The organism is Micromonospora sp. NPDC005087 (genome assembly GCF_042872965.1).
In the GTDB taxonomy this organism is placed as follows: Bacteria; Actinomycetota; Actinomycetes; order Mycobacteriales; family Micromonosporaceae; genus Micromonospora.
In genome coordinates, this window is record NZ_JBIALB010000006.1 from 298704 (window position 1) to 320983 (window position 22280).

The 22280-nt window shown below is 72.4% G+C and carries 20 protein-coding genes; 5 read left to right on the forward strand and 15 right to left on the reverse strand.

The genetic code is table 11. The features are described from left to right. Nucleotides 1-267: 267 nt before the first annotated feature. A complete protein-coding gene (locus ACFYPS_RS17315; RefSeq protein WP_387325399.1) occupies nucleotides 268-912 on the reverse strand; it encodes a DUF2752 domain-containing protein in 645 nt (214 codons plus the stop codon). Next, on the reverse strand, nucleotides 902-2131 hold the full coding sequence (locus tag ACFYPS_RS17320; RefSeq protein ID WP_387325402.1) for a winged helix-turn-helix domain-containing protein: 1230 nt from the start codon (nucleotides 2129-2131) through the stop codon (nucleotides 902-904). Before ACFYPS_RS17320 ends, ACFYPS_RS17315 begins: the two co-directional genes overlap by 11 nt. 80 nt (nucleotides 2132-2211) lie before the next feature. On the opposite strand from ACFYPS_RS17320, the gene ACFYPS_RS17325 reads away from it, so the two are divergent. Next, the gene (locus ACFYPS_RS17325; RefSeq protein WP_387325405.1) at nucleotides 2212-2763 is read left to right on the forward strand and encodes a GNAT family N-acetyltransferase; all 552 of its coding nucleotides are present in this window, start codon (nucleotides 2212-2214) and stop codon (nucleotides 2761-2763) included. Here the strand turns inward: ACFYPS_RS17325 and ACFYPS_RS17330 are convergent. Then, nucleotides 2662-3936 (reverse strand): glycosyltransferase 87 family protein, encoded by a 1275-nt coding sequence (locus ACFYPS_RS17330; RefSeq protein WP_387325408.1) that lies wholly within the window; start codon nucleotides 3934-3936, stop codon nucleotides 2662-2664. The two genes, ACFYPS_RS17325 and ACFYPS_RS17330, sit on opposite strands and share 102 nt — an antisense overlap. A gap of 35 nt (nucleotides 3937-3971) precedes the next feature. On the opposite strand from ACFYPS_RS17330, the gene ACFYPS_RS17335 reads away from it, so the two are divergent. The 3 genes from ACFYPS_RS17335 to ACFYPS_RS17345 all read left to right on the forward strand — a co-directional run bounded on the left by ACFYPS_RS17335 (nucleotide 3972) and on the right by ACFYPS_RS17345 (nucleotide 6082). Further along, on the forward strand, nucleotides 3972-4568 hold the full coding sequence (locus tag ACFYPS_RS17335) for a GNAT family N-acetyltransferase (protein WP_387325411.1): 597 nt from the start codon (nucleotides 3972-3974) through the stop codon (nucleotides 4566-4568). Between the two features lie 80 nt (nucleotides 4569-4648). Next, a complete protein-coding gene (locus tag ACFYPS_RS17340; protein WP_387325414.1) occupies nucleotides 4649-5623 on the forward strand; it encodes a sigma-70 family RNA polymerase sigma factor in 975 nt (324 codons plus the stop codon). A gap of 78 nt (nucleotides 5624-5701) precedes the next feature. Next, nucleotides 5702-6082 carry a VOC family protein gene (locus ACFYPS_RS17345; RefSeq protein WP_354963224.1) on the forward strand — a complete coding sequence of 127 codons (381 nt, stop codon included), beginning with the start codon at nucleotides 5702-5704 and terminating at the stop codon, nucleotides 6080-6082. Between the two features lie 45 nt (nucleotides 6083-6127). Here ACFYPS_RS17345 and ACFYPS_RS17350 read toward each other — a convergent pair whose 3' ends face one another. The 4 genes from ACFYPS_RS17350 to ACFYPS_RS17365 all read right to left on the reverse strand — a co-directional run bounded on the left by ACFYPS_RS17350 (nucleotide 6128) and on the right by ACFYPS_RS17365 (nucleotide 10491). Beyond that, on the reverse strand, nucleotides 6128-7015 hold the full coding sequence (locus ACFYPS_RS17350; protein ID WP_387325418.1) for a carbohydrate ABC transporter permease: 888 nt from the start codon (nucleotides 7013-7015) through the stop codon (nucleotides 6128-6130). 1 nt (nucleotide 7016) lies between these two features. Further along, nucleotides 7017-8138 (reverse strand): sugar ABC transporter permease, encoded by a 1122-nt coding sequence (locus tag ACFYPS_RS17355; RefSeq protein WP_354963226.1) that lies wholly within the window; start codon nucleotides 8136-8138, stop codon nucleotides 7017-7019. An 87-nt stretch (nucleotides 8139-8225) separates the two neighbouring features. Further along, entirely contained in the window at nucleotides 8226-9476 is a 1251-nt protein-coding gene (locus ACFYPS_RS17360; protein ID WP_354963227.1) for an extracellular solute-binding protein, read from the reverse strand. A 25-nt stretch (nucleotides 9477-9501) separates the two neighbouring features. Beyond that, nucleotides 9502-10491 (reverse strand): LacI family DNA-binding transcriptional regulator, encoded by a 990-nt coding sequence (locus ACFYPS_RS17365; RefSeq protein WP_354963228.1) that lies wholly within the window; start codon nucleotides 10489-10491, stop codon nucleotides 9502-9504. Nucleotides 10492-10636: 145 nt separating this feature from the next. Between ACFYPS_RS17365 and ACFYPS_RS17370 the strand changes: the two genes are divergently transcribed. Next, entirely contained in the window at nucleotides 10637-12745 is a 2109-nt protein-coding gene (locus tag ACFYPS_RS17370) for a glycogen debranching N-terminal domain-containing protein (RefSeq protein ID WP_387325422.1), read from the forward strand. A 117-nt stretch (nucleotides 12746-12862) separates the two neighbouring features. Here ACFYPS_RS17370 and ACFYPS_RS17375 read toward each other — a convergent pair whose 3' ends face one another. The 8 genes from ACFYPS_RS17375 to ACFYPS_RS17410 form a co-directional block, all read right to left on the reverse strand. Continuing rightward, complete coding sequence (locus tag ACFYPS_RS17375; protein ID WP_387325425.1) at nucleotides 12863-13168, reverse strand: GNAT family N-acetyltransferase; 306 nt, start codon at nucleotides 13166-13168, stop codon at nucleotides 12863-12865. Nucleotides 13169-13401: 233 nt separating this feature from the next. Continuing rightward, nucleotides 13402-14175 carry a 4-hydroxy-tetrahydrodipicolinate reductase gene (gene dapB, locus ACFYPS_RS17380; protein WP_387325428.1) on the reverse strand — a complete coding sequence of 258 codons (774 nt, stop codon included), beginning with the start codon at nucleotides 14173-14175 and terminating at the stop codon, nucleotides 13402-13404. A gap of 107 nt (nucleotides 14176-14282) precedes the next feature. Then, a complete protein-coding gene (locus ACFYPS_RS17385; RefSeq protein ID WP_387325431.1) occupies nucleotides 14283-15680 on the reverse strand; it encodes a M16 family metallopeptidase in 1398 nt (465 codons plus the stop codon). Between the two features lie 47 nt (nucleotides 15681-15727). Next, nucleotides 15728-18121, reverse strand: coding sequence for a polyribonucleotide nucleotidyltransferase (locus ACFYPS_RS17390; protein ID WP_387325434.1), 2394 nt, complete (start codon nucleotides 18119-18121; stop codon nucleotides 15728-15730). 226 nt (nucleotides 18122-18347) lie between these two features. Next, entirely contained in the window at nucleotides 18348-18617 is a 270-nt protein-coding gene (rpsO, locus tag ACFYPS_RS17395) for a 30S ribosomal protein S15 (protein ID WP_074317913.1), read from the reverse strand. 201 nt (nucleotides 18618-18818) lie between these two features. After that, on the reverse strand, nucleotides 18819-19748 hold the full coding sequence (locus tag ACFYPS_RS17400; protein WP_354963234.1) for a bifunctional riboflavin kinase/FAD synthetase: 930 nt from the start codon (nucleotides 19746-19748) through the stop codon (nucleotides 18819-18821). 127 nt (nucleotides 19749-19875) lie between these two features. Further along, on the reverse strand, nucleotides 19876-20760 hold the full coding sequence (gene truB, locus ACFYPS_RS17405) for a tRNA pseudouridine(55) synthase TruB (protein WP_387325438.1): 885 nt from the start codon (nucleotides 20758-20760) through the stop codon (nucleotides 19876-19878). A gap of 55 nt (nucleotides 20761-20815) precedes the next feature. Continuing rightward, nucleotides 20816-22129 (reverse strand): MATE family efflux transporter, encoded by a 1314-nt coding sequence (locus ACFYPS_RS17410; protein WP_354963236.1) that lies wholly within the window; start codon nucleotides 22127-22129, stop codon nucleotides 20816-20818. Nucleotides 22130-22280 lie beyond the last annotated feature (151 nt).

The window sequence follows — 22280 nt, forward strand, 5'->3', positions numbered from 1 at the left end:
CGCTCACCCAACTCGGGCTCGCGGTGGCGAAAGCGCCTGGCGGCAGCCAAATCGCCGACACGTCGCGGTCATCGTGGCCGCACGGGTGTCCAACGTCTCGACAAGCTGGCTCACGCCCGCCAGTCCCGGGCACCTCTCCGGTTGCCTGTAGAGCTGCCCCGGATCTGGGGCAGCTCTACAGGGGCACGACACGGTCCTACCTCGCCCTGGGCGAACCCGCACGGGCTTTCAGCCGCGCCACCGGCGGACGGGAGCCTGGCGGACGGGTCAGACGTAGAGCGAGGTGAACGGCGCCCAGGGCAGGTTGCGCAACACCGAGAAGGCGAGCCACGCCGCCAGGAAGCCACCGATGACCTTGGAGCTGATCCGCAGCTCGGGCAGCCGCCAGCCGAACGCCTGGTTGCCCGCCCAGGCCACGAAGAGGTACGCCAGGAACGGCAGCGCGAAGACGAACAGGAAGTGGTGCCGGGCGGCGGCCGGCAGGTCGCCGTGCAGCACGTACCAGAGCGCGCGGGTGCCGCCGCAGCCCGGACAGTCGAGCCCCGTGGTCAGCTTGAGCAGGCAGGTCGGCGCGGCGTCCGGGGCGGCGTGGGTCGGGTCGCTGAGCAGCGCGTAGCCCATGCCGGCGGCGACGCAGCCGACCGCGGCCAGCGGCACCGCCCAGCGCGGCGAGCGCTCGTAGAGCCGCAGCACGAACCGGGTGAGCCGGTCCGGCTCGGGGACCGGGTAGCCACCCGGCGGGCTCGTCGGCCAGCCGGCCGGACCGGTGCCGGTGGCACCGGCGGACGGGTCGGCGGTGACCGTCGGGGTCGACGCGAACGGCTGGGCGTCCGGCCACGGCTCGACCGCACCGGGCGCGGGCTGTGGCTGGTCGGCCGGTCCGGGAGCGCTCGTCACGCGCTCACGGTACACCGGACACGCCGGCCAACGCGGCGGTGAGCGGACCGGCCAGGTCGCCGGCCGCGGGCGGCGCCACCGCGTCCAACCCGAGCCAGCCGGCGAGCCGGTACAGCTCGGCGGCGAGCGCCACCGCGGTCTCCCCCGGGTCGGCGCCGGGCTCGACCCACGCGGCCGGCACCAGCAGCACCCCCTCCCTGCGGTCGGCCTTCAGGTCGACCCGCGCGGTGAACCGGTCGCCCTGGAGGAAGGGCAGCACGTAGTAGCCGTACACCCGCTGCGGCGCCGGGACGTAGATCTCGATCCGGTAGGTGAAGTCGAAGAGCCGCTCGGTGCGGCCACGCTCCCAGACCAGCGGGTCGAACGGGCTGACCAGCGTGTTGCCCCGGATCCAGCGCGGCAGCCGGGCGCTCGCGTGCAGCCAGGCCGGCTGCCGCCAGCCCGGCACGGTGACCGGCACCAGCTCACCCGCCTCGGCCAGCTCCGCGACGGCCTGGCGGGCACCGGCCAGCGGCAGCCGGAAGTAGTCGCGCAGCTCCGGCTCGGCGGCCACCCCGAGCGACTGGGCGGCGAGGGCCACCAGGGTGCGGTACGCCTCGGCGTCGGTCGGGGTCGGCGCGGCCAGCACGGCGGCCGGCAGCACCCGCTCGGGCAGGTCGTAGCGGCGGGCGAAGGAGGTGCTGCGCTCCGCGGCGGCCACCTCGCCGGCCCAGAACAGATATTCCAGGGCGCGCTTCACCGCCGACCAGTTCCACCCCCAGTTGCCGGTCTCGCGGGGCGCTTCGTGCTCGATCTCGGCGGCGGTCAGCGGACCACGGGCGGCCACCTCGTCGCGCACCCAGGCGACCAGCTCCGGCCGATCCTGGGCGATCCGCCGCATGCCACCCCAGGACTCGCTGTGCGCCCGGGCCATCCGCCAGCGCAGCATCGGGTGCAGCCCGACCGGGACCAGCGACGCCTCGTGGCCCCAGTATTCGAACAGCTCCCGTGGGCGGCGGTAGGCGGCCTGGTCGAGCAGCGTGGTCGGATAGGGCCCGAGGCGGCTGTAGAGCGGCAGGTAGTGCGCGCGTTGCAGCACGTTGACCGAATCCATCTGGATCAGCCCGACCCGGTCGAGCACCCGGCGCAGATGCCGACGGGTGGGCACCCCGGTCGGCGCCGGGTCGGCGAAGCCCTGGGCGGCGAGCGCCACCCGCCGGGCCTGGGCGAGCGAGAGTGATTCCGGTGCGGCCATCGTCGGCGACCTTAAATCATCGGTACGACGCCGGTGCGGGAAGCTGGACTCCGACCGTCACCGAGGCATAGAACGGTGCAATGCTGACCATCCGCCGGGAGGAGCCGGACGACGCCGAAGCGGTCGCCCGGGTGCACGTGCACGGCTGGCAGGCGGGCTACGCCGGCTTCATGCCGGACGAGGTGCTCGGACGGCTCAACGTGGTGGCCTGGGCGCAGCGCCGCCGCGACATCGGCACGGCCGACCCCGAGCATCCGTTCACCACCCTGCTCGGTGAGGTGGACGGGCTGGTCGTCGGCTTCGCCACCTTCGGGCCGTACCGCCGCAACCAGGACCGCGACGACCTGGACCCGGCGGTCGGGGAGGTGCTGGCCCTCTACGTGGAGCCGGCGTGCTGGGGCGACGGCACCGCCGCCGCGCTGCTGGCCGCTGCTCGTGCCGGGCTCGTCGAGCGGGGCTGGACCGGCTACCGGCTGTGGGTGCTGACGGACAACCGGCGGGCCCGCCGGTTCTACGAGCGGGCCGGGTTGTCACCGGACGGTGAGCGGTCGACCTACCAGGTGCCCCTCGCCGGTGGGTGCCCGCCGGTCGGGCTGGTCGAGCTGCGGTACGCCGGCCGCCTCGACGACTGATCCGCCCGGGGTCAGCCACCGGCGGATCGGCAGGAAGGCCAGCAGCGCCAGGCTGATCCAGACGTAGGCGTTGCTGCCCAGGAATCCGTCGACCCCCGTGAAGTCCTTCTCCCAGAACCAGACGGTCCGGCTGATCAGCAACGCGTACCCGATGGTCGCGGCGACCAGCAGGACCCACCGCCGGCGGCCGGCCGGCGCCGCCATCGCGTTGTCGACCAGCAGGATCAGCGCGGGCAGCAGCCAGACCAGGTGATGCACCCAGGTGACCGGGCTGACCAGACACATCACCGCGCCGGTCAGCGCCAGACCGGTCGCTTCGTCGCCCGTCGCGACGGCCGTCCGGGACCGCCAGGCCCACAGCGCCAGGGTGCCGAGCACCAGCAGCAGCCAGAGCAGGGTGCTCGGGTGCTCCGGGTCGAGCCGGGCGACCACCCCGCGCAGCGACTGGTTGGACACGAACGCCAACTCGCCCACCCGGCCGGTGTTCCACAGCGCCTCGGTCCAGAACTCCCGGGAGGCGTCCGGGAAGAGCGCGCCGGCCAGCAGCGACACCCCGGCGGCGGTGCCGCTGGCGGTGAGCGCCGCCCGCCAGCGCCCCGTGACCAGCAGGTAGACGATGAAGATGCCCGGGGTCAGCTTGATCGCGGTCGCCAACCCGATGCCGACCCCCGCCCACCGGTTGCCGGCGGGCAGCAGCCGCAGCAGGTCCACCGCCACCAGGAAGAGCAGCAGGGTGTTGACCTGGCCGAAGTTGACCGTCTCCCGCATCGGCTCGAACGCGGCGGCCAGGCACAGCGCCACGGCGAGCGCGAACCACCGGGTCCAGCCGGCGCGGCGGGCGATCGGGTCGACCAGCCACCAGATCACCACCGTGGTGGTGACCACGCTGGCGAGCACGCTCACCACGATCGCGGCCGTCCACGGCAGGTACGCCATCGGCAGCATGACCAGCGCGGCGAACGGCGGGTACGTGAAGCCGTACTGGGTACCCGGCTTGAGGTAGTCGTAGATCTCCCCGCCGTCGTGCACCCACCACGTCAACGCGCCGTAGTAGACCTTCAGGTCGAAGAAACCGTGTCGGACGGCCGCGACGGCGAGGAACGCGGTGACCGCCGCGGCGAGCACCACCACCCCGACGACCTGCGCGGTCGTCCTGTTGGCACCCTGCGCCACCGTCGCCTCCCTCGCCCTGCGTAGGCTTCCGTCCCATGGCTCTCGGGTACGTCCGCCCGGCGCGTCCCGAGGACGCCGGCGAGATCGCACGCATCCAACTCGCAACCTGGCGGGTCGCGTACCGCCGGATCCTGCCTCGGCACGTGCTCGACAACCTGGACGAGGCGTTCCTCGCCCGGCAGTGGAGCGCCGCGGTGCAGGAGCCGCCCTCGGGCGCGCACCGGGTGCTGGTCGCCGTCGAACAGGCCGAGCAATCGTATCTGGTGGGGTTCGCCGCTTCCGGCCCGGCCGACGCCGAGGCGCTGGCCCCGGGCGAGCCGGCCGAGGCGCTCGGCCCGGACGTGGCCGCGGTGACCGACCTGCTGGTCGAGCCGCGCTGGGGTCGGCGTGGGCACGGCAGCCGGCTGCTCGCCGCCGCCGTCGACCTGTGGCGGGAGGACGGGTTGAGCCGGGCGGTGGCCTGGGCGTTCGAGGGTGACGAATCGACCCGCAAGTTCCTCACCAGCACCGGCTGGGAGCCCGACGGCGCGGCCCGCGCGCTGGACGTCGACGACATGCTGGTGCCCCAGGTGCGCCTGCACGTGGCCGTCCCGGCCGAGAAGGTTCCAACCGACGAGCAGCCCGGCGCCTGACACGCGATCCAGCCGGGTCGCGCGGCGCGTCCGGGCCGTTACGGCGGCCGATGTCACACGGGTCGCCTAACGTCGGCCCCATGAGCGCAGCGACCGCGCCGGTGCCGGCGCCGACCGCGGACGGCCGGCTGGAGGAGTTCCGGGTCGAGCTGACCGGCTACTGCTACCGGATGCTCGGCTCGCTGTACGACGCCGAGGACGCGGTGCAGGAGACGCTGCTGCGGGCCTGGCGCGGGTGGGACGGCTTCGACGGCCGGTCCAGCCCGCGCACCTGGCTCTACCGGATCGCCACCAACGTCTGCCTGGACCTGCTGCGCGGTCGTCGGCGCCGGGCCCTGCCGATGGACCTCGGCGATCCGTCGTCACCGGTGGCCGCGGCGCTGGGCGGTCCCGAGACCGGCTGGGTGGAGCCCGCCCCGGACGCGGCAGTGCTGCCGGCGGCGGCCGATCCGGCCGAGCTGACGGTGGTTCGGGAGTCGGTCCGGTTGGCGTTCGTGGCCGCGCTCCAGCACCTGCCGGCCCGGCAGCGCGCGGTGCTGATCCTGCGGGACGTGCTGCGTTGGCGGGCCGAGGAGGTCGCCGGTCTGCTCGACACCACCGTGCCCGCGGTCAACAGCGCGCTGCAACGAGCCCGGGCCACGCTGGCCGACCGGGTCGGTGACCCTCCGGGCCGGCCGCTGGATCGGGAGCACCGCGACCTGCTCGACCGCTACGTGCAGGTCTTCGAGCGCTACGACGTCGACGCTCTGGTGGGCCTGCTACGCGCCGACGCCGTCCAGAGCATGCCGCCGTACCGGATGTGGCTGCGTGGCGCGGGCGACATCGGTCGTTGGCTGGTCGGGCCGGGGGCGGGCTGCCGGGGCTCCCGGCTCATCCGGGTGACGGCCAACGGCGGCCCCGCCTTCGCCCAGTACCGGCCCGACCCGGCGGGCGGGCACCGACCGTTCTCGATCCAGCTGCCGGAGGTCGCCGGTGGCCGGATCACCCGCCTCACCCACTACCTCGACCCGGGGCTCTTTCCGCGCTTCGGCCTGCCCGCCCGTCTCGACCCCTGACCGTCCGGGCCGGCCGGGCGATGAGTTCCGGCCGGCGACATCGTCCACCCCTCGTACGCCGACAACGAGGAGACCACCGTGTTCACAGACACCAAGGCGTTCAGCGGATTCTCGGTGGACGACACCGGGCGCGCCGAACGGTTCTACGGCGAGACGCTCGGCCTGCGGGTCACCCGGGACGACGCGATGGGCGGGTTGCTGACCCTGCACATCGCCGGGGACCGGCCCGTCCTGGTCTATCCGAAGAACGACCACACCCCGGCGACCTACACGGTGCTCAACTTCCCGGTCGACGACATCGACCGTGCGGTCGACGGGCTGATCGCGCGGGGGGTCCACTTCGCCCGCTACGACGGGATGCCGCAGGACGAGAAGGGGGTCATGCGCGGGCAGGGGCCGGCCATCGCCTGGTTCACCGATCCGGCCGGCAACATCCTGTCCGTCCTCCAGCAGAGCTGACCGGTGGGGCGGCTCCGCACGTCGGGGCCGCCCCACCGGGGCAGGTCAGCCCTTGTCCGAGCCGTCGTTGGCATCCCGGACGAAGTACCGCTGGAACACCACGAAGATGATCGCGACGGGGATGGTGGCCAGCAGCGCCGCGCCCAGCTTGAGCGGATACTGGGTGCCGCTGCCGAGTGAGCCGCTGACCAGGTCGGCCAGCCCACGCGGCAGGGTGAACAGGTCCGGGTCCTGCACCGACACGAGGCTGTGCGGGAACTCGTTCCAGGAGCCCTGGAACGACAAAATGGTCAGGGTAATCAGCGCCGGTTTCGCCATCGGCAGCACCACCGACCAGAAGGTGCGGAAGATGCTCGCCCCGTCGATCCGGGCGGCCTCCTCCACGCTCAACGGGATCGATTCGAAGAACTGCTTCATGATGAACACGCCCGCCGCGTCGGCCAGCAGCGGCACCACCAGACCCGCGTAGCTGTTGTAGATGCCGAGCTGGTTGAGCACCAGGAACTTCGGGATCAGCAGCACCACTCCGGGCACCGCCATCACCGCGATGACGGCGGCGAACAGCCCGCCGCGTCCCCGGAACCGCAGCCGGGCCAGCGCGTACCCCGCGAGCGAGTCGAAGAACACCCGACCGAGGGTGACGAGCACCGTCACCAGCAGTGAGTTGCCCAGCCAGAGCGGGAAGTTCGTGCCGCCGAAGATCCGCTCGAAGCCGGCCAGCGTGAGCGGGTCCGGGAACGGGGAGAGCGGGTTGGCCGCCGCGTCGGGCTCGGTCTTTAGCGAACTGCTGATCTGGATGACGAACGGGTAGAGGAACACCAGCCCGAAGAAGATCAGCGTCGCGTACCCCAGGAAGCGGGTGGCCAGGGTGCGCGCCGCGCGCTGGTCGCGCCGCGCGGGCGCCACCGGCGGCCGGTCGGTCAGCACGGCCATCTCAGGACCTCCCCGGTACGCGCCGACGCCGCCAGCCGCGTCGCGGCCGGTCGGTGTCCCGCTCGGCGAGCACTCGGCGCTGGATCAGCGTGAGCACGATGATGATCAGGAACAGCACGAACGAGATCGCGGCTCCGGAGCCGTAGTCGAAGTCCCGGAAGGCGGTCCGGTACGACAGGTAGGCCGGGGTGAGCGTGGTCTTGGCCGGGCCGCCCTGGCTCATCACGTACACCTGGTCGAAGACCTGCCAGGAGCCGATCAGGCCGAGGGTGAGCACCAGGAACATGGTCGGCCTGATCAGCGGCAGGGTGACGTGCCGGAACCGCTGCCACCGGGACGCGCCGTCGAGGGTGCTCGCCTCGTCCAGCGTGACCGGCACGTTCTGCAGGCCGGCCAGGAACATCAGCATGAAGGTGCCGGAGGTGGTCCAGATGACAAGAGTGATGATCGACATCATCGCCACGCTGGGACCGGCCAGCCAGTCCCACCAGCTCAGCCCGAACGGGCCGCCGTCGGCCAGCGCCGCCGGGGGCGAGTCGACGCCGACCGCTTTGAACAGCAGGTGCAGCACGCCCCGCGAGTCGGCGAACCACTCCGGTCCGTCGATGCCGAGGACGTTGAGCAGCGCGTTGACCGCGCCGGAGTTGGCGAACAGGAACAGGAACACCACGCTGATCGCGACCGAGCTGGTGACCGAGGGGAAGTAGAAGGCGCTGCGGAAGAAGCTCTTGCCCTTGAGCATCCGGTTGTTGACGACCAGCGCCAGCCCGAGCGCGAGCACGGTCTGCGCCGGCACCACGATCGCCACGTAGTAGATGTTGTTGCGGATGCTGGTCATGAAGTCGCGGCGGGCCAGCCCGTCCTCGGTGAACAACTGGGTGTAGTTGTGCCCGCCGACGAACGGCACGTCGCCGGTGAACGGGCTGCCCTGGCCGTTCCAGTCGGTCAGGCTGACCCAGAGCGCCATCAGGATCGGCAGCAGTAGGAACAGCCCCAGGATGACGATCACCGGCGCGACGAAGAGCCAGCCGGCGACGGTCTCGTTGCTGCGGATGCCGCCTCGGCGTCGGCGGGGGCTCTCGCCGGACGCGGTCGCCACGGCGCTCAATGTTTCGGTTGCCATCTCCCCTCCCTCCCTGTCTCGGGCCGACGGTGTAAGGAAGGGCCCCTTGTTATCGCCTGGTGCATAAAAAGGGCCCTTCCTAACACCTCAGCTGGCGCCGAGCGCCGCCTTGGCGTTCTTGTCGAAGTTCTGCAGCACGGTCTTTGGGTCACCGTTGACCAGGCCCTGCAGACCGGTGTCGAGGTCGCCGAGGACGCTGTCCATCTTCGGGGCGTTCACCGGGCCCTGGGCGTACGCGGCGCCGTCGATGAACGGCTTGTCCGCCGGGAAGGCGCTGGTGTACTGGTCGCGCACCGACTGCCGGGACGGCATCACGCCGAACGCCTTGGCGAAGGCCATCTGCTGCTCGCCGCTGGTCATCGCCTCGACGAACTTGATCGCCTGGTCCTTGTACTTGCTCTTGGCCGCGATGCCCCAGCACTGGGTGAAGGAGAGCGTGCCCTGGCCCTTCGCGCCGGCCGGCAGCGGGACGACCTTGTACTTGATGTTCGGGAAGTCGTTCTGGAGGGCGCCCTTGATCCAGTTGCCCTCGATGGTCATCACGGCCTTGCCCTTGCCGAACGCCTCACCGGACCAACCGGCGTCAAGCTGCTTCGGGTACTTGGCGAGGCCCGTGGTCAGCATGGTCTTGACGTACTGGAGGGCCGCCAGGTTCTCCGGGGTGTCGGCGGTGGCCTGCTTGCCGTCCTTGCTCATCAGCCACCCGCCGTTCTGCACCATGAAGGCGCCGATCCGGTCGCGGGTGTCACCGAGGGCCAGCGGGACCTGCCCCTTGGCCTTGATCTTCTGGGCGGTCGCGGTGAGCTGGTCCCAGGTGGTCGGCACGTCGGCGTCGGTCAGCCCGGCCTTGGTCCACAGGTCCGTGTTGATCTGCAGGGCCAGGGTGGAGAAGTCCTTGGGCGCGCAGTAGAGCTTGCCGTCGTAGGTGAAGGCGGTGCGCAGGCTCTCGTAGAAGTCGCTCGTGTTGCTCACCTTGTCGCCGTACGGCTCCAGGGCCCCGACGCTGGCGTAGTCGGCGAACCGCGCCGCGTCGACGTAGAAGACGTCCGGTGGGGTGCCACCGGCGAGGGCCTGACCGAGCTGCTGGGTGAGGTCCTGCGCCGGGGTGACCGTGGCGGTGTTGCCGGAACTGCCGGCCCACTTCGCCGCGGCGTCCTGGACGGCCTTGGTCTCAGCCTCGCCCGAGGAGCCGATCAGGATCTGCAGGCTGGCCGGGCCGCTGGACTGGGTGGCGTCGCCGGAGGAGTCGTCGAAGCCACTGCCGCAGGCCGCAGAGCCGAGGAGGGCGACGGCGGCCAGGCCGGCCACCGCCGCCCGGGTGAGGGTTCGAGGTGCCATGGGTTTCTCCTGGTGGGGGAAGGGACTACGCGGTGTGCCGAAGCGCCAGCGCGGGCTGGAGCAGCACGTGGGCGGGGGTCTCGTGGTTACCGTCGAGGACCCCGGTGAGCAGGTCCACGCAGCGGGCGGCGGCCTCGCCGAGCGGTTGGCTGACGCTGGCCAGCCCGACCGCGGCGGCCACCGGGGTGTCGTCGAAGCCGATCACCGACACGGGCGGGTCGACGCCGCGGATCGCCTGGAGGGCGCCGAGGGCGAGCGAGTCGCTGGCACAGACCACGGCGGTCGGTGCCACGGTGACGAGCAGGTCGCGCATCAGCCGCTCCCCCTCGGCGATGCCGTCCTCGGTCTCCCGGTGCAGCCCGGTCGGGTCGATGCCGGCGGCGCGCAGCGCGTCGCGCCAACCGGCCCGGCGGTCGTCGCCGACGCCGGAGCCGAGCGGCCAACCGATGAACGCGATCCGCCGGTGCCCGGACGCCAGCAGGTGCCGGGTGGCCTGGGCCGTGCCGGCCGCGCCGTCGACGTCGACCCAGGGATGGGCGTCGAGCGCGTCCCACGGCCGGCCGAAGGTCACGAACGGCACGTCCCGGCCGGCGAGCCAGGCGGTACGCGGGTCGCCGTACTTCGTGCCGACGAGCACGAACGCGTCCAGCTCGTACGTGCCCAGCAGGTCGTCGTAGGTGGCGATCTCCCGCTCGTCGTCGGTGGCCGTGTAGAGCAGCACCCGGTAGCCGGCGGCGTCGGCGGTCTCGGTGAGGCCGTGCAGGAAGCGGTCGAGCACCGATCCATTGATGCCGTCACGGGTCGGCTCGATCCGTGCGGCGATCAGCCGGGACCGGCCGGTACGCATCTGCCGGGCGGCCTGGTTGGCCCGGTAGCCGAGCGCGCTGATGGCGTCCTGGACCCGTAGCCGGGTCTCCTCCCGCACGATGTGCGGGGCGTTGAGCACGTTGGACACCGTCTGGCGGCTCACTCGGGCGTGCCGGGCCACCGTCGCGATGGTCACCTTTTCGGCCACTTAATCCCTCTCGCCATCTTGAACGATCCAATCTGGATAAGGCAGGATTAGATCGTTCAAGTTTCTGGAATGTTTCGCACTTTGCACCGCCAGGGGCGCGTTGTCAAGACGTCCGTCCCGCACCCTGAGGATCTGGAGCCACACCGTGATCGAACGCCAGCTGCAACCCCTCCTGCACGAGTTGGTGGGGGTGGTCCTCGCCCCGACCAGCGCACTGGGGGACGCGACCGGGCAGATCCGCCCGACCGGCGTCCAGGGCGTCTTCCACGCCGACGCCAGGGTGCTCTCCCGGGCCGAGCTACGGGTCGACGACCGGGAGCTGGAAGGGCTGACCCGCGGCGACGACGGCCCGCACGGCGCCCGCTTCGTGAGCCTGGCGCGCTGGCTCGGCGACGCCGTGCCCGACCCCACCGTCCGGGTCGACCGGCTCCGCCGGGCCACCCGTGACGGCCTCACCGAGGAGCTGCGGGTCGTCTCCACCGCCACCGTGCCGGTACGCGCCACCGTCAGCATCGACCTCGCCTGCGATCTGGCACCCATCGAGGTGGTCAAGTCCGGCGGCGCCGCGCCGCCGCTGGAAGCCAAGACCGGCCAGCCCGGCGTGCTCACCTGGGCGGCGGAGGGCATCACCGTCACCGTCACCGGCGCGGGCGCCGACGTCCTCGCCACCGGCGAACGGATCACGGCCCCCCGGCTGGCCTGGCCGGTCGAGCTGCCCCCCGGCGGCGAGACGGTGCTGCGCTGGCACCTGACCGTCGAGGACCCGCGCGCCGTGGTCATCGGCCCGGCCGGCGAGCCGGACTGGTCCCGGCCCCAGGTGACCGCCGACGACCGGCGGCTGGTCCGGCTGCTCGACCGCAGCCTCGACGACCTGCGCGGGCTGCGACTGGCCGAGACCGGCGCACCCCGCGACGTCTTCCTCGGCGCCGGGGTGCCCTGGTTCCTCACCCTGTTCGGCCGGGACAGCCTCTGGGCAGCCCGGATGATGCTGCCGCTCGGCACCGACCTGGCCGCCGGCACCCTGCGGGTGCTCGCCCGGCGACAGGGCACCCGCGTCGATCCGGCCACCGGCGAGGCCCCCGGCAAGATCCTGCACGAGCTGCGCCGGCACGAGTTCGCGCTGCCCGACGACGGGCTCCGCCTGCCACCGGTCTACTACGGCACCGTCGACGCCACCATGCTCTGGGTAAACCTGCTGCACGACGCCTGGCGTTGGGGTCTCCCGGTCGAGCAGATCGAACCGCTGCTGCCGCACCTGGAGGCGGCGCTGCGCTGGCTCGGCGAGCACGCCGACCCGGACGGCGACGGTCTGGTCGAGTACATCGACACCACCGGGCACGGGCTGTCCAACCAGGGCTGGAAGGACTCCGGCGACGCCGTCCGGTTCCACGACGGCTCGCTGGCCAGCGCGCCGATCGTGCTGGCCGAGGTGCAGGGGTACGCGCACGAGGCGGCGGTGAACGGCGCCGCGCTGCTCGACGCCTTCGGCCGCCCGGGTGGGGACCGCTGGCGTGCGCACGCGGCCGCGCTCGCCCGCCGGTTCCGGGACAGCTTCTGGGTCGACGGCCGGTACGGCCCGCAGCCCGCGCTGGCCCTGGACCGGGACAAGCGGCCAGTCGACTCACTGACCAGCAACATCGGTCACCTGCTCGGCACCGGCCTGCTCACCGGCGACGAGGAGGACCAGGTCGCCCGCCTGCTCACCACCGACACGCTGGCCGGTGGCTTCGGGCTGCGGACCATGTCCACCGACGACGCCGGATTCAGCCCGCTGTCGTACCACTGCGGTTCGATCTGGACCCACGACACCGCGATCGTGCTCGCCGGGCTGGCCCGCGCCGGGCACCGGGACGCCGCGCTCGGCCTGGCCGAAGGGTTGCTCGCCGCGGCCGAGGCGTTCGACTACCGGCTGCCCGAGCTGTACGGCGGCGACGACCGATCACTGGTGAACCGCCCGGTGCCGTACCCGGCGGCGTGCCGGCCGCAGGCCTGGGCCGCGGCCAGCGCGGTGCTGCTGCTCCAGGCCGCCACCGGGCTCTACCCCGACGTGCCGGGCGGCACGGTCCGGCTGGCGCCGCTGGCCGGAGCCGAGCTCGGCGCGGTCACGGTCAGCGGCTTCCGCCTGGCCGGCACCCCAGTGGACATCACCGTCGACCAAACCGGCCACCCCACCATCACCGGCCTACCCACCCCCCTGACCCCAACCCCAGCCCTACCCATCCAACGCCGCCCCACCACCTCAACCCCCCTCTAACCCACCCCCGCCGCACCCCGTCCCGACCCACTGATCACGAAGTTGTTGTCACCCGCCGCGGCGTGTCGTGGCAATAACTTCATGATCAACGGGGGTGGGGTGGGGTGGGTGGGGGCGTTACCGGGTTCGTTCGGCGATTAGTTCGTCGTCGTCCATGGCGCCGGTGGGGTGGAAGCCCAGGGCCGTGTAGAGGGATGCCGCCTGGGTGTTGTCGGGGTGGTACGAGAGGCGGACCGGAGGATTGCCCTCCTTGGCGGCCAGCCAGGCGGCCAGGGTCCGCACGGTGGCTCGACCGACACCCCGGTTCTGCTCGGCGGCGTCGATCAGCATCCCGCCGATCCAGTGCGAGCCGTCATCGTCCACGCCCCACATGACATGGCCGACGACGGCCTCGTCGGCGTAGACCGCGAGCGAGTTCCACACCTGGATCGGATGCTGACCAGCAGGTAGCGGGCGCCCAGCGCGGCGACGAACCGGCGCTGGTCGTCGCGCGGGGCGACGTCGGCCACGGCACGCCAGTTGTCGTCGTCCACCGGGCGCAGGGTGACCCGGCGTCCGACCTGGTCCAGATGTCCACCATTGATCATGGCGGCAGCCTAGGACCGGCCCGACTCCCCGCGATCCGGTTTCCGCCCACCCTCGACACTGCGGCGCGGTCAGTCGAGCAGGGCGTCCAGGCCGACGGTGAGACCGGGGCGGTTGCGCACCGCGCGCACGGCCAGCAGCACACCCGGCATGAACGAGGCCCGGTCGTACGAGTCGTGCCGAATGGTCAGCGTCTCGCCGGTGGTGCCGAACAGCACCTCCTGGTGGGCGACGAGCCCGGTGGCGCGCACGGCGTGTACGCGTACCCCGTCGATCTCGGCGCCCCGCGCGCCCGGCACCTCGTCCTTGGTGGCGTCCGGGACCGGGCCGAGCCCAGCCTCGGCGCGGGCCCGGGCGATCTGCCGCGCCGTGTGCGTGGCCGTGCCGCTCGGGGCGTCCAACTTGCGCGGGTGGTGCTGCTCGATGATCTCGACGGACTCGAAGTGCCGGGCGGCCCGCGCGGCGAACTGCATCATCAGCACCGCGCCGATGCCGAAGTTCGGCGCGATCACCACGCCCACCCCCGGCTTGCGGGCAAGCCAGCCGCGCACCCGGTCCAGCCGCTGCTCGGTGAAGCCCGTGGTGCCGACCACCGCGTTGATGCCCTGGTCGATGCACCAGTGCAGGTTGTCCATGACGACGTCCGGCGTGGTGAAGTCGACGACCACCTCGGCGCCGGCGTCGGACGCGGCGAAGAGGCCGTCACCCTGGTCGACCATCGCCACGAGCTCAAGGTCGTCGGCGGCGTCGACCGCCTTGCACACCTCGATGCCCATCCGGCCCCGGGCACCCAGGACACCGACCCGCACCGGGTCGGCGGGAGTTCTCTCCTGCTCGTCAGTCACGGGGCACAACCTATCCCAATCGGGACGCTGGCTCCCGGCCGGACCGGATCCACGCCACTGTCCGGGAGGTCACCCGGCCCGACTGCCCCACCGGGGCGGCAGCGCCCTCAGCCGACGAAGTCGGAGGCGCCGAACGGGCCGACCACGGCCAGCGACATCGGCCGGCCGAGCAGCTCCGCGGCGAGGGCGTTCACGTCCGCCACGGTGACCTCGTCGACCCGCCGGAGCAGCTCGTCCACCGGCATCAGGTCGCCGTAGAGCAGCTCCCCCTTGGCCAGCCGGCTCATCCGGGAACCGGTGTCCTCCAGGCCGAGCACGAACGAGCCCTTGCTCATCCCCTTGCCCCGGGCCACCTCGGCCTCGGTCAGCCCCTCGGCGGCCACCCGGGCCAGCTCGGCGCGGGTCAGGGCCAGCACCTCGTCCACCTTGCCCGGCGCGCAGCCGGCGTAGACGGCGAACAGGCCGCTGTCGGCGTACTGGCTGGCGTACGAGTAGACCGAGTACGCCAGGCCGCGCTGCTCGCGGATCTCCTGAAACAGCCGGCTGGACATGCCGCCGCCGAGCACGTTGTTGAGCACCCCGAGGGCGAAGCGCCGATCGTCGATGCGATCGATGCCGGGGCAGCCGAGGATGATGTGCGCCTGCTCGGTCTCCTTCGGCTCCACCAGAGTGGTGGCGGGCCGGGTCCGTACCGCCGGGGTGGCCTTGCGGTACGGCGCCGGGGTCGCCGGGTCGCTGTCCAGCGGGGTGCCGCGCACCGCCTGGCGGACCAGCTTGACCACCGCGGCGTGGTCGAGGTTGCCGGCGGCGGCGATGACGATCTGCGGCGCGGTGTAACGGCGCCGGTAGAAGCTCTGGATCTGCCGCCGGGTCATCGGCGTGACGGTCTCCTCGGTGCCGGAGATCAGTCGGCCCAGCGGGTGGTCGCCGTAGACGGCGCGGGCGAAGAGGTCGTGCACCTCGTCACCGGGCTCGTCGTCGTGCATGGCGATCTCTTCGAGGATCACGCCGCGCTCGGTCTCCACGTCGGCCGGCTCCAGCAGCGAGTCGGCGACCAGGTCGCACATCACGTCGATCGCCAGCGGCAGGTCCTCGTCCAGCACGCGGGCGTAGTAGCAGGTGTATTCCTTCGTGGTGAAGGCGTTGGTCTCGCCACCCACCGCCTCGATCTGCGAGGAGATCTCCAGGGCGGTGCGCTTGTGGGTGCCCTTGAAGAGCAGGTGCTCGAGAAAGTGTGCGGCACCGGCCTGTGGGCCGGTCTCGTCCCGCGAGCCGACCGCCACCCAGATGCCGAACGAGACGCTGCGCATCGCCGGAATCGCCTCGGTGAGCACGCGCAGGCCGCCGGGCAGCACGGTACGACGTACCGTGCCGCCCAGCGGGTCGTCGCTGAGCGTCCGGGTCACCGCCCGGGCGGTGCCGCCGGAGCGGCCCGCCCCGGTGTCCCGGGACGCGGCCACCCCCCGTCGATCCGGTGGAAACGGCGCACTGAAGGCCCGACTCACGTACTGCTCCCGGTTCGACGAGGGGTGGGTGATGCGATGTACGACGATCAGCTGTGCCGGGTCCGGCGGCGCGGACGCTCGCCGCCCTCACCACCCTCGCCGCCGCCGTTGCCGCCCTCGCCACGGTCGCCGCGCTCCGGGCCACGGCCGCCCTTGTCGCCGCCACGCTCGCGGTCGCCCCGGTCACGCGGCCCACGGTCGCCACGGTCGCGGCTGGCCGGCCGGTCGCCACCGGCGGCCTCACCAGCGGCCGGCGCCTCGGCGCCCTCCGGGCGGACCTTGTCCAGGTAGATCTTGCCGCGGGCGTCGATGTCCGCGATCTCGACCTCGACCCGGTCGCCGACGTTGAGGAAGTCCTCAACGCGCTCGACCCGCTTGCCGTCGCCCACCTTGGAGATGTGCAGCAGGCCGTCACGACCCGGCAGCAGCGAGATGAACGCACCGAACGCGGCGGTCTTGACCACCGTGCCGAGGAACCGCTCGCCCTGCTTGGGCAGGGTCGGGTTGGCGATCCCGTTGATCCGGTCGACGGCCGCCTGGGCCGACGGGCCGTTGGTGGCGCCGACGTAGATCGTGCCGTCGTCCTCGATGGAGATCTCGGCGCCGGTCTCGTCCTGGATCGCGTTGATGGTCTGCCCCTTCGGGCCGATCACCATGCCGATCTTGTCCACCGGGATCTTGACGGTGGTGACCCGCGGCGCGTAGTCCGACATCTCGGCCGGAGCCTCGATCGCCGCCTTCATGACACCGAGGATGACCTGCCGGGCCTCGTTCGCCTGCTGCAGCGCGGCGGCCAGCACGTCCGACGGGATGCCGTTGAGCTTGGTGTCGAGCTGGAGCGCGGTGACGAACTCCGGCGTGCCGGCGACCTTGAAGTCCATGTCACCGAACGCGTCCTCGGCACCGAGGATGTCGGTCAGCGTCACGTACTGGGTCTTGCCGTCCACCTCGTCGGAGATGAGCCCCATCGCGATGCCGGCGACCGGCGCCTTCAGCGGCACACCGGCGCTGAGCAGGCCCAGCGTCGAGGCGCAGACCGAACCCATCGAGGTGGAGCCGTTGGAGCCGAGCGCCTCGGAGACCTGCCGGATGGCGTACGGGAACTCCTCGCGCGCCGGCAGCACCGGGATCAGCGCCCGCTCGGCGAGCGCGCCGTGGCCGATCTCGCGCCGCTTCGGCGAGCCGACCCGGCCGGTCTCACCGGTCGAGTACGGCGGGAAGTTGTAGTTGTGCATGTAGCGCTTGCGGTTCTCGGGGGACAGCGTGTCCACCATCTGCTCCATGCGGAGCATGTTGAGCGTGGTGACGCCCAGGATCTGGGTCTCGCCCCGCTCGAACAGCGCCGAACCGTGCACCCGGGGCAGCACGCCGACCTCGGCGGTCAGCGGGCGGATGTCCCGCGGGCCACGCCCGTCCATGCGGACCTGCTCACGCAGCACGCGGTTGCGCACCTCGGACTTGGTCAGCGAGCGGAAGGCGGCGCTGAGCTCCTTCTCCCGACCCTCGAACCGACCACCCAGCTCCTCGGCGACCCGGGCCTTGACCCGGTCCAGGGCCTCCTCGCGGTCGGCCTTGCCGGCGATGGTGATCGCCTCGGCCACCTCGGTGCGGGCCAGCCCGGCGACCGCGTCGTACACGTCGTCCTGGTAGTCCAGGAAGACGGGGAACTCGGTGACCGGCTTGGCAGCGACCTCGGCCAGCTCGCTCTGCGCGCGGCACAGCTCACGGATCGCCGGCTTCGCGGCCTCCAGGCCGCTGGCCACGATCTCCTCGGTCGGGGCGGTGGCACCGGCCGAGATCAGGGCGACGGCGTTCGGCGTGGCCTCGGCCTCGACCATCATGATCGCGACGTCGCCGTCCTCGAGCGTGCGGCCGGCCACGACCATGTCGAAGGTGGCGCGGGCCAGCTCCTCCAGGGTCGGGAAGGCGACCCACTGGCCGTCGATGTGCGCGACCCGGGTGGCACCGATCGGGCCGGAGAACGGCAGGCCGGAGAGCTTGGTCGACATCGAGGCCGCGTTGATCGCCACGACGTCGTACGGGTGCTGCGGGTCGAGCGCGAGGATGGTCTCGACGACCTGGACCTCGTTGCGCAGGCCCTTGACGAACGACGGGCGCAGCGGCCGGTCGATCAGCCGGCAGGTGAGGATGGCGTCCTCGCTGGGCCGGCCCTCACGGCGGAAGAACGAGCCGGGGATCCGGCCCGCGGCGTACATCCGCTCCTCGACGTCGACGGTCAGCGGGAAGAAGTCGAACTGCTCCTTCGGGTGCTTACCGGCGGTGGTGGCGGAGAGAACGACCGTCTCGCCCAGCTGGGCGACGACGGAACCGGCGGCCTGGCGAGCCAGCCGACCGGTGGAGAAGGTGATCTCACGGGTGCCGAAGGACCCGTTGTCGATCACGGCGGTTCGGGATTCGGTGCCGAGGTTGGTCTCGGTCATGTGCTGTAGTGCTCCTTCGCGTCGTGGGCCCCACGACACGGGGAACTGCTCAGCCGGCCGGTCTTCGATCGAAGCGCCCGGGTGGCCGGCATGATGCCGGGATTCCCGGGGGCCACTACCGGAGACCGGTACGCTGACCGGCTCCCTGTCGGGTGGTCGCGCGGCCCGTGTTCTTCAGGTGGGACGCCGATCGGGGGAGCGGCCGGTCGGCCACTCCCCCGTCACGTCACCGGCGCAGGCCGAGCCGCTCGATGAGCGACCGGTAGCGGGCAATGTCCTTCTTCTGGACGTAGTTGAGCAGCCGACGGCGCCGGCCGACCAGCAGCAGCAGCCCACGGCGGCTGTGGTGGTCGTGCTTGTGCACCTTCAGGTGCTCGGTCAGCTCAGCGATCCGCTTGGTGAGGACCGCGACCTGGACCTCCGGCGAACCGGTGTCGCCCTCGGCGGTCGCGTACTCCGCGCGGATCGTGGCCTTGGCTTCCTGATCGAGCGCCATGTTCTCCCTGTTTCAGTGGGTTGATCAAGTAGGTGTCCGTCGTCCCGATGGACCGGGAACGGACTGGTACCTCGCACCCGCGGCGTCGAGCAGGCACGCGAGGCCCCACGCCGGTCACCCGACGTTTCCGCCAGACTACCAGCACCCGCCGGTAGCACCCGGTCAAGGGCCTCGGGCAGGCAGCTGCGTCGCCCGGGAGGATCAGCCCAGAGCGCGCCGGGTGCGTTCGACGTCCTGTTCCATCTGGGCGATCAACGGCTCGATCGAGTCGTACCGGATCTGCCCCCGCAGGTGCGCCACGAAGTCCAGGGCCAGCCGCTCGCCGTAGAGGTCACCGTCGAAGTCCAGCGCATACGCCTCCACCCGCCGCTCCCGGCCGGAGAAGGTCGGGTTGGTGCCCACCGACACCGCCGCCATCAGCGGCTCGCGCTGCCCGCGGCGGATCAGCCGGGCCGCGTACACCCCGTCGGCGGGCACCGCCGCGTACCGGTGGCAGAGCAGGTTGGCGGTGGGAAAGCCCAGTTCCCGCCCACGCTGGTCACCGCGGACCACCACGCCCTCCAGCCGGTGCGAACGGCCCAGCGCGGCCGCCGCCGCGCCCACGTCGCCCGCGTCGACGCAGGAGCGGATGTACGTCGAGGAGAAGACGGTGCCGTCCTCGGCGACCAGCGGGCCGCCCTCCACCGCGAAGCCGAAGGTCTGACCCAGCCGCTCGAGCAGCGCCACGTCGCCGGCCGCCCGGTGCCCGAAACGGAAGTTGCTGCCGACCACCACCAGCGCCGCGTGCAGGTGCTCGACCAGGATGTCGTGCACGAACTGCTCGGCGGGCAGCCGGGAGAACTCCGGTGTGAACGGCACCACGCAGAGCACGTCCACGCCGAGCGCCTCGATCAGCTCAGCCTTGCGGGCGGGCTCGGTGAGCACAGCCGGATGCGAGCCGGGGCGGACCACCTCGGCCGGGTGCGGGTCGAACGTGACCACGACGGACTGCACGCCCAGCTCTCGGGCCCGGGCCACGGCGTGCCCGATGGTCGCCTGGTGCCCCTTGTGCACGCCGTCGAAGACGCCGATGGTGACGACCGAACGCCCCCACCCGCCGGGTGCCGCGTCGTACCCCCGCCACCGCTGCATGCCGCTCCCCTCCGTAAGGAAGGGCCCCTTCTTAACGCCTCGTGCAGAGGAAGGGCCCCTTGTTAACACTCGCCGGGCGGATCCGCGCCGCCGGGCGCCACCCGGCGCGTACCGGCGGCCTCGCCGTCTAGGCCGGGGCGAGCACGATCTCCGCGCGGGCCCGCCCGTCCCGCTCGCTGACGATAGCGATCAGCCCGCCGGCCGGGCCGAAGACGGCGTACGGCCCGGCCAGGCCGGCCGGGTCCAGCGGCCCGCCGTGGGCGAGCACCCGCGCCTCGTCGGGCGTGGCCTCCCGACGGGGGAAGAACCGGTCGGCCGCCGCGTCGAGCGGCAGGTTGACCACGTCCGGGGCGCGCTGCTCCAGCTCGTCGAGGGTGGTCGCCTCGGCGAGGGTGAAGCCGCCCACCGCGGTGCGGCGCAGCGCGGTCAGGTGGCCACCGACTCCGAGCGCCAGGCCCGCGTCCCGGGCGATGGCGCGGATGTACGTGCCGGAGGAGCAGGTGACGTCGATGTCCACGTCCACCACGTCCGGCTCGGTGCGGCGGATCGCCAGCACCTCCAGGTGGGAGATGGTGACTCGCCGCGCCGGCAGCTCGACGTTCTCCCCGTCGCGCACCCGCTTGTACGCCCGCTGCCCGTCGATCTTGATGGCGCTGACCGCGCTCGGCACCTGGTCGATCTCCCCCGTCGACGCGCTCAGCGCAGCCCGGATCGCGTCGTCGGTGACCTGACCGGCCGGGGTGGTGGCGATCACGTCGCCCTCGGCGTCATCGGTGACGGTGGCCTGGCCGAGCCGGATGGTGCCGGTGTAGCTCTTGCCCGCGCCGATCACGTAGGTCAGCAACCGGGTGGCCCGGCCCACGCCGATCACCAGCACGCCGGTCGCCATCGGGTCGAGCGTGCCGCCGTGCCCGACCCGCCGGGTCTTCGCCAGCCGGCGGATCCGCGCCACCACGTCGTGCGACGTCATGCCGCCGGATTTGTCGACCACGATCAGACCATCGGTGCTCACGTCGCCCAAGCCTGCCAGATGCCCCGGATGCCGACGTGTGTGGGCAGGCGCCGCCTCAACGAATCGCGCCGACGACGGCCCAGCGGCCGTCGCGCAGTCGTAGCAGCAGGGCGACCAGCCGGATCACCACGAACAGGGTGAGCCCGGCCCAGATGCCGCCCAGCCCCAGCTTGAGCCCGTACGCCAGCCAGATGGCCGGCAGGAAGCCGCCGAGCGCCGCCACGATGGTGAGGTTGCGCAGGTAGCGCACGTCGCCGGCGCCGATCAGCACGCCGTCGAGCGCGAACACCACTCCGGCCAGCGGCTGCATGGCGACGAACCAGGGCCAGGCCACCATGGCCTGCTCGCGTACCTCGGGGTCGGAGCTGAACAACGACGGCACCACGCCGGCGCCGGCGGCGATCAGCAGCGCGAACCCGACGCCGCAGACGCCGCCGAGCAGCCCGATCCGGCGGGCCAGCGCCCGGGCGCCCGCCGCGTCGCCGGCCCCGAGCGCGGCGCCCACCAGGGACTGCGCGGCGATGGCGAGGGCGTCGAGCACCAGCGCGGTGAAGAACCAGAGTTGGAGCGCGATCTGGTGGGCGCCGACGGCGGCGGCGCCGAAGCGGGCGGCGACGGCGGTCGCGGAGAGGAAGCTGGCCTGGAACGCCACGCCCCGGATCAGCAGGTCCCGGCTGAGCACCAACTGCTGGCGGATCAGCCGGGGTCGGGGTCGCAGCGACACCCGCTCGGCGACCAGCGCGGCGGCGAAGAGCACCCCGGCGAGCGTCTGCGCGATCACGTTCGCCACGGCCGACCCCACCAGGCCGAGCCCGGCGGGGTAGACCAGCAGCGGGCAGAGCAGTGCGGAGAGCAGGTTGGGGCCGAGCACGAAGACCAGCGGGCGGCGGGTGTCCTGCACTCCACGCAGCCAGCCGTTGCCGGCGGCGGCGAGCAGCAGGCCGGGAGCGCCGAGCGCCGCGATCCGAAGCCATTGCGCGGCGGCGTCGGCCACCTCCCCGCCGCCTCCGGCGAGGGTACGTGCCAGCGCGCCCCCGCCGATCTGCATGCCGACGGCGACCAGCAGCCCGACGCCGAACGCCAGCCAGGACGACTGAACACCCTCGGCCACCGCCGCTGCCCGGTCGCCGGCGCCGAAGCGGCGGGCCGAACGCCCGGTGGTGCCGTACGCGACCACGGTGCCGAGCCACGCGGTGAGCGTCATGACCGTGCCGCCGACGGCGAGCGCGGCCAGCGGCACCCGGCCGAGGTGACCGACCACGGCGGTGTCGACCAGCACGTAGAGCGGTTCGGCGGCCAGCACCACGAGGGCTGGCAGGGCGAGGCCGGCGATCCGCCGGGGGGACGCGGCAAGCGTGCTGGTGTCCATCGCCGGCGATCCTGTCACGAGCACGGTAAGGATCGCAAGGAGGGCCAGCACTTACCGGTGAGAACCGGCGGGGCTACCCCGCGGTGCGGGATCAGTGCGTGGCGCAGCCCGGACGGGACCAGGCCGGTCGGGCGGTGACGCCGTGGACGGA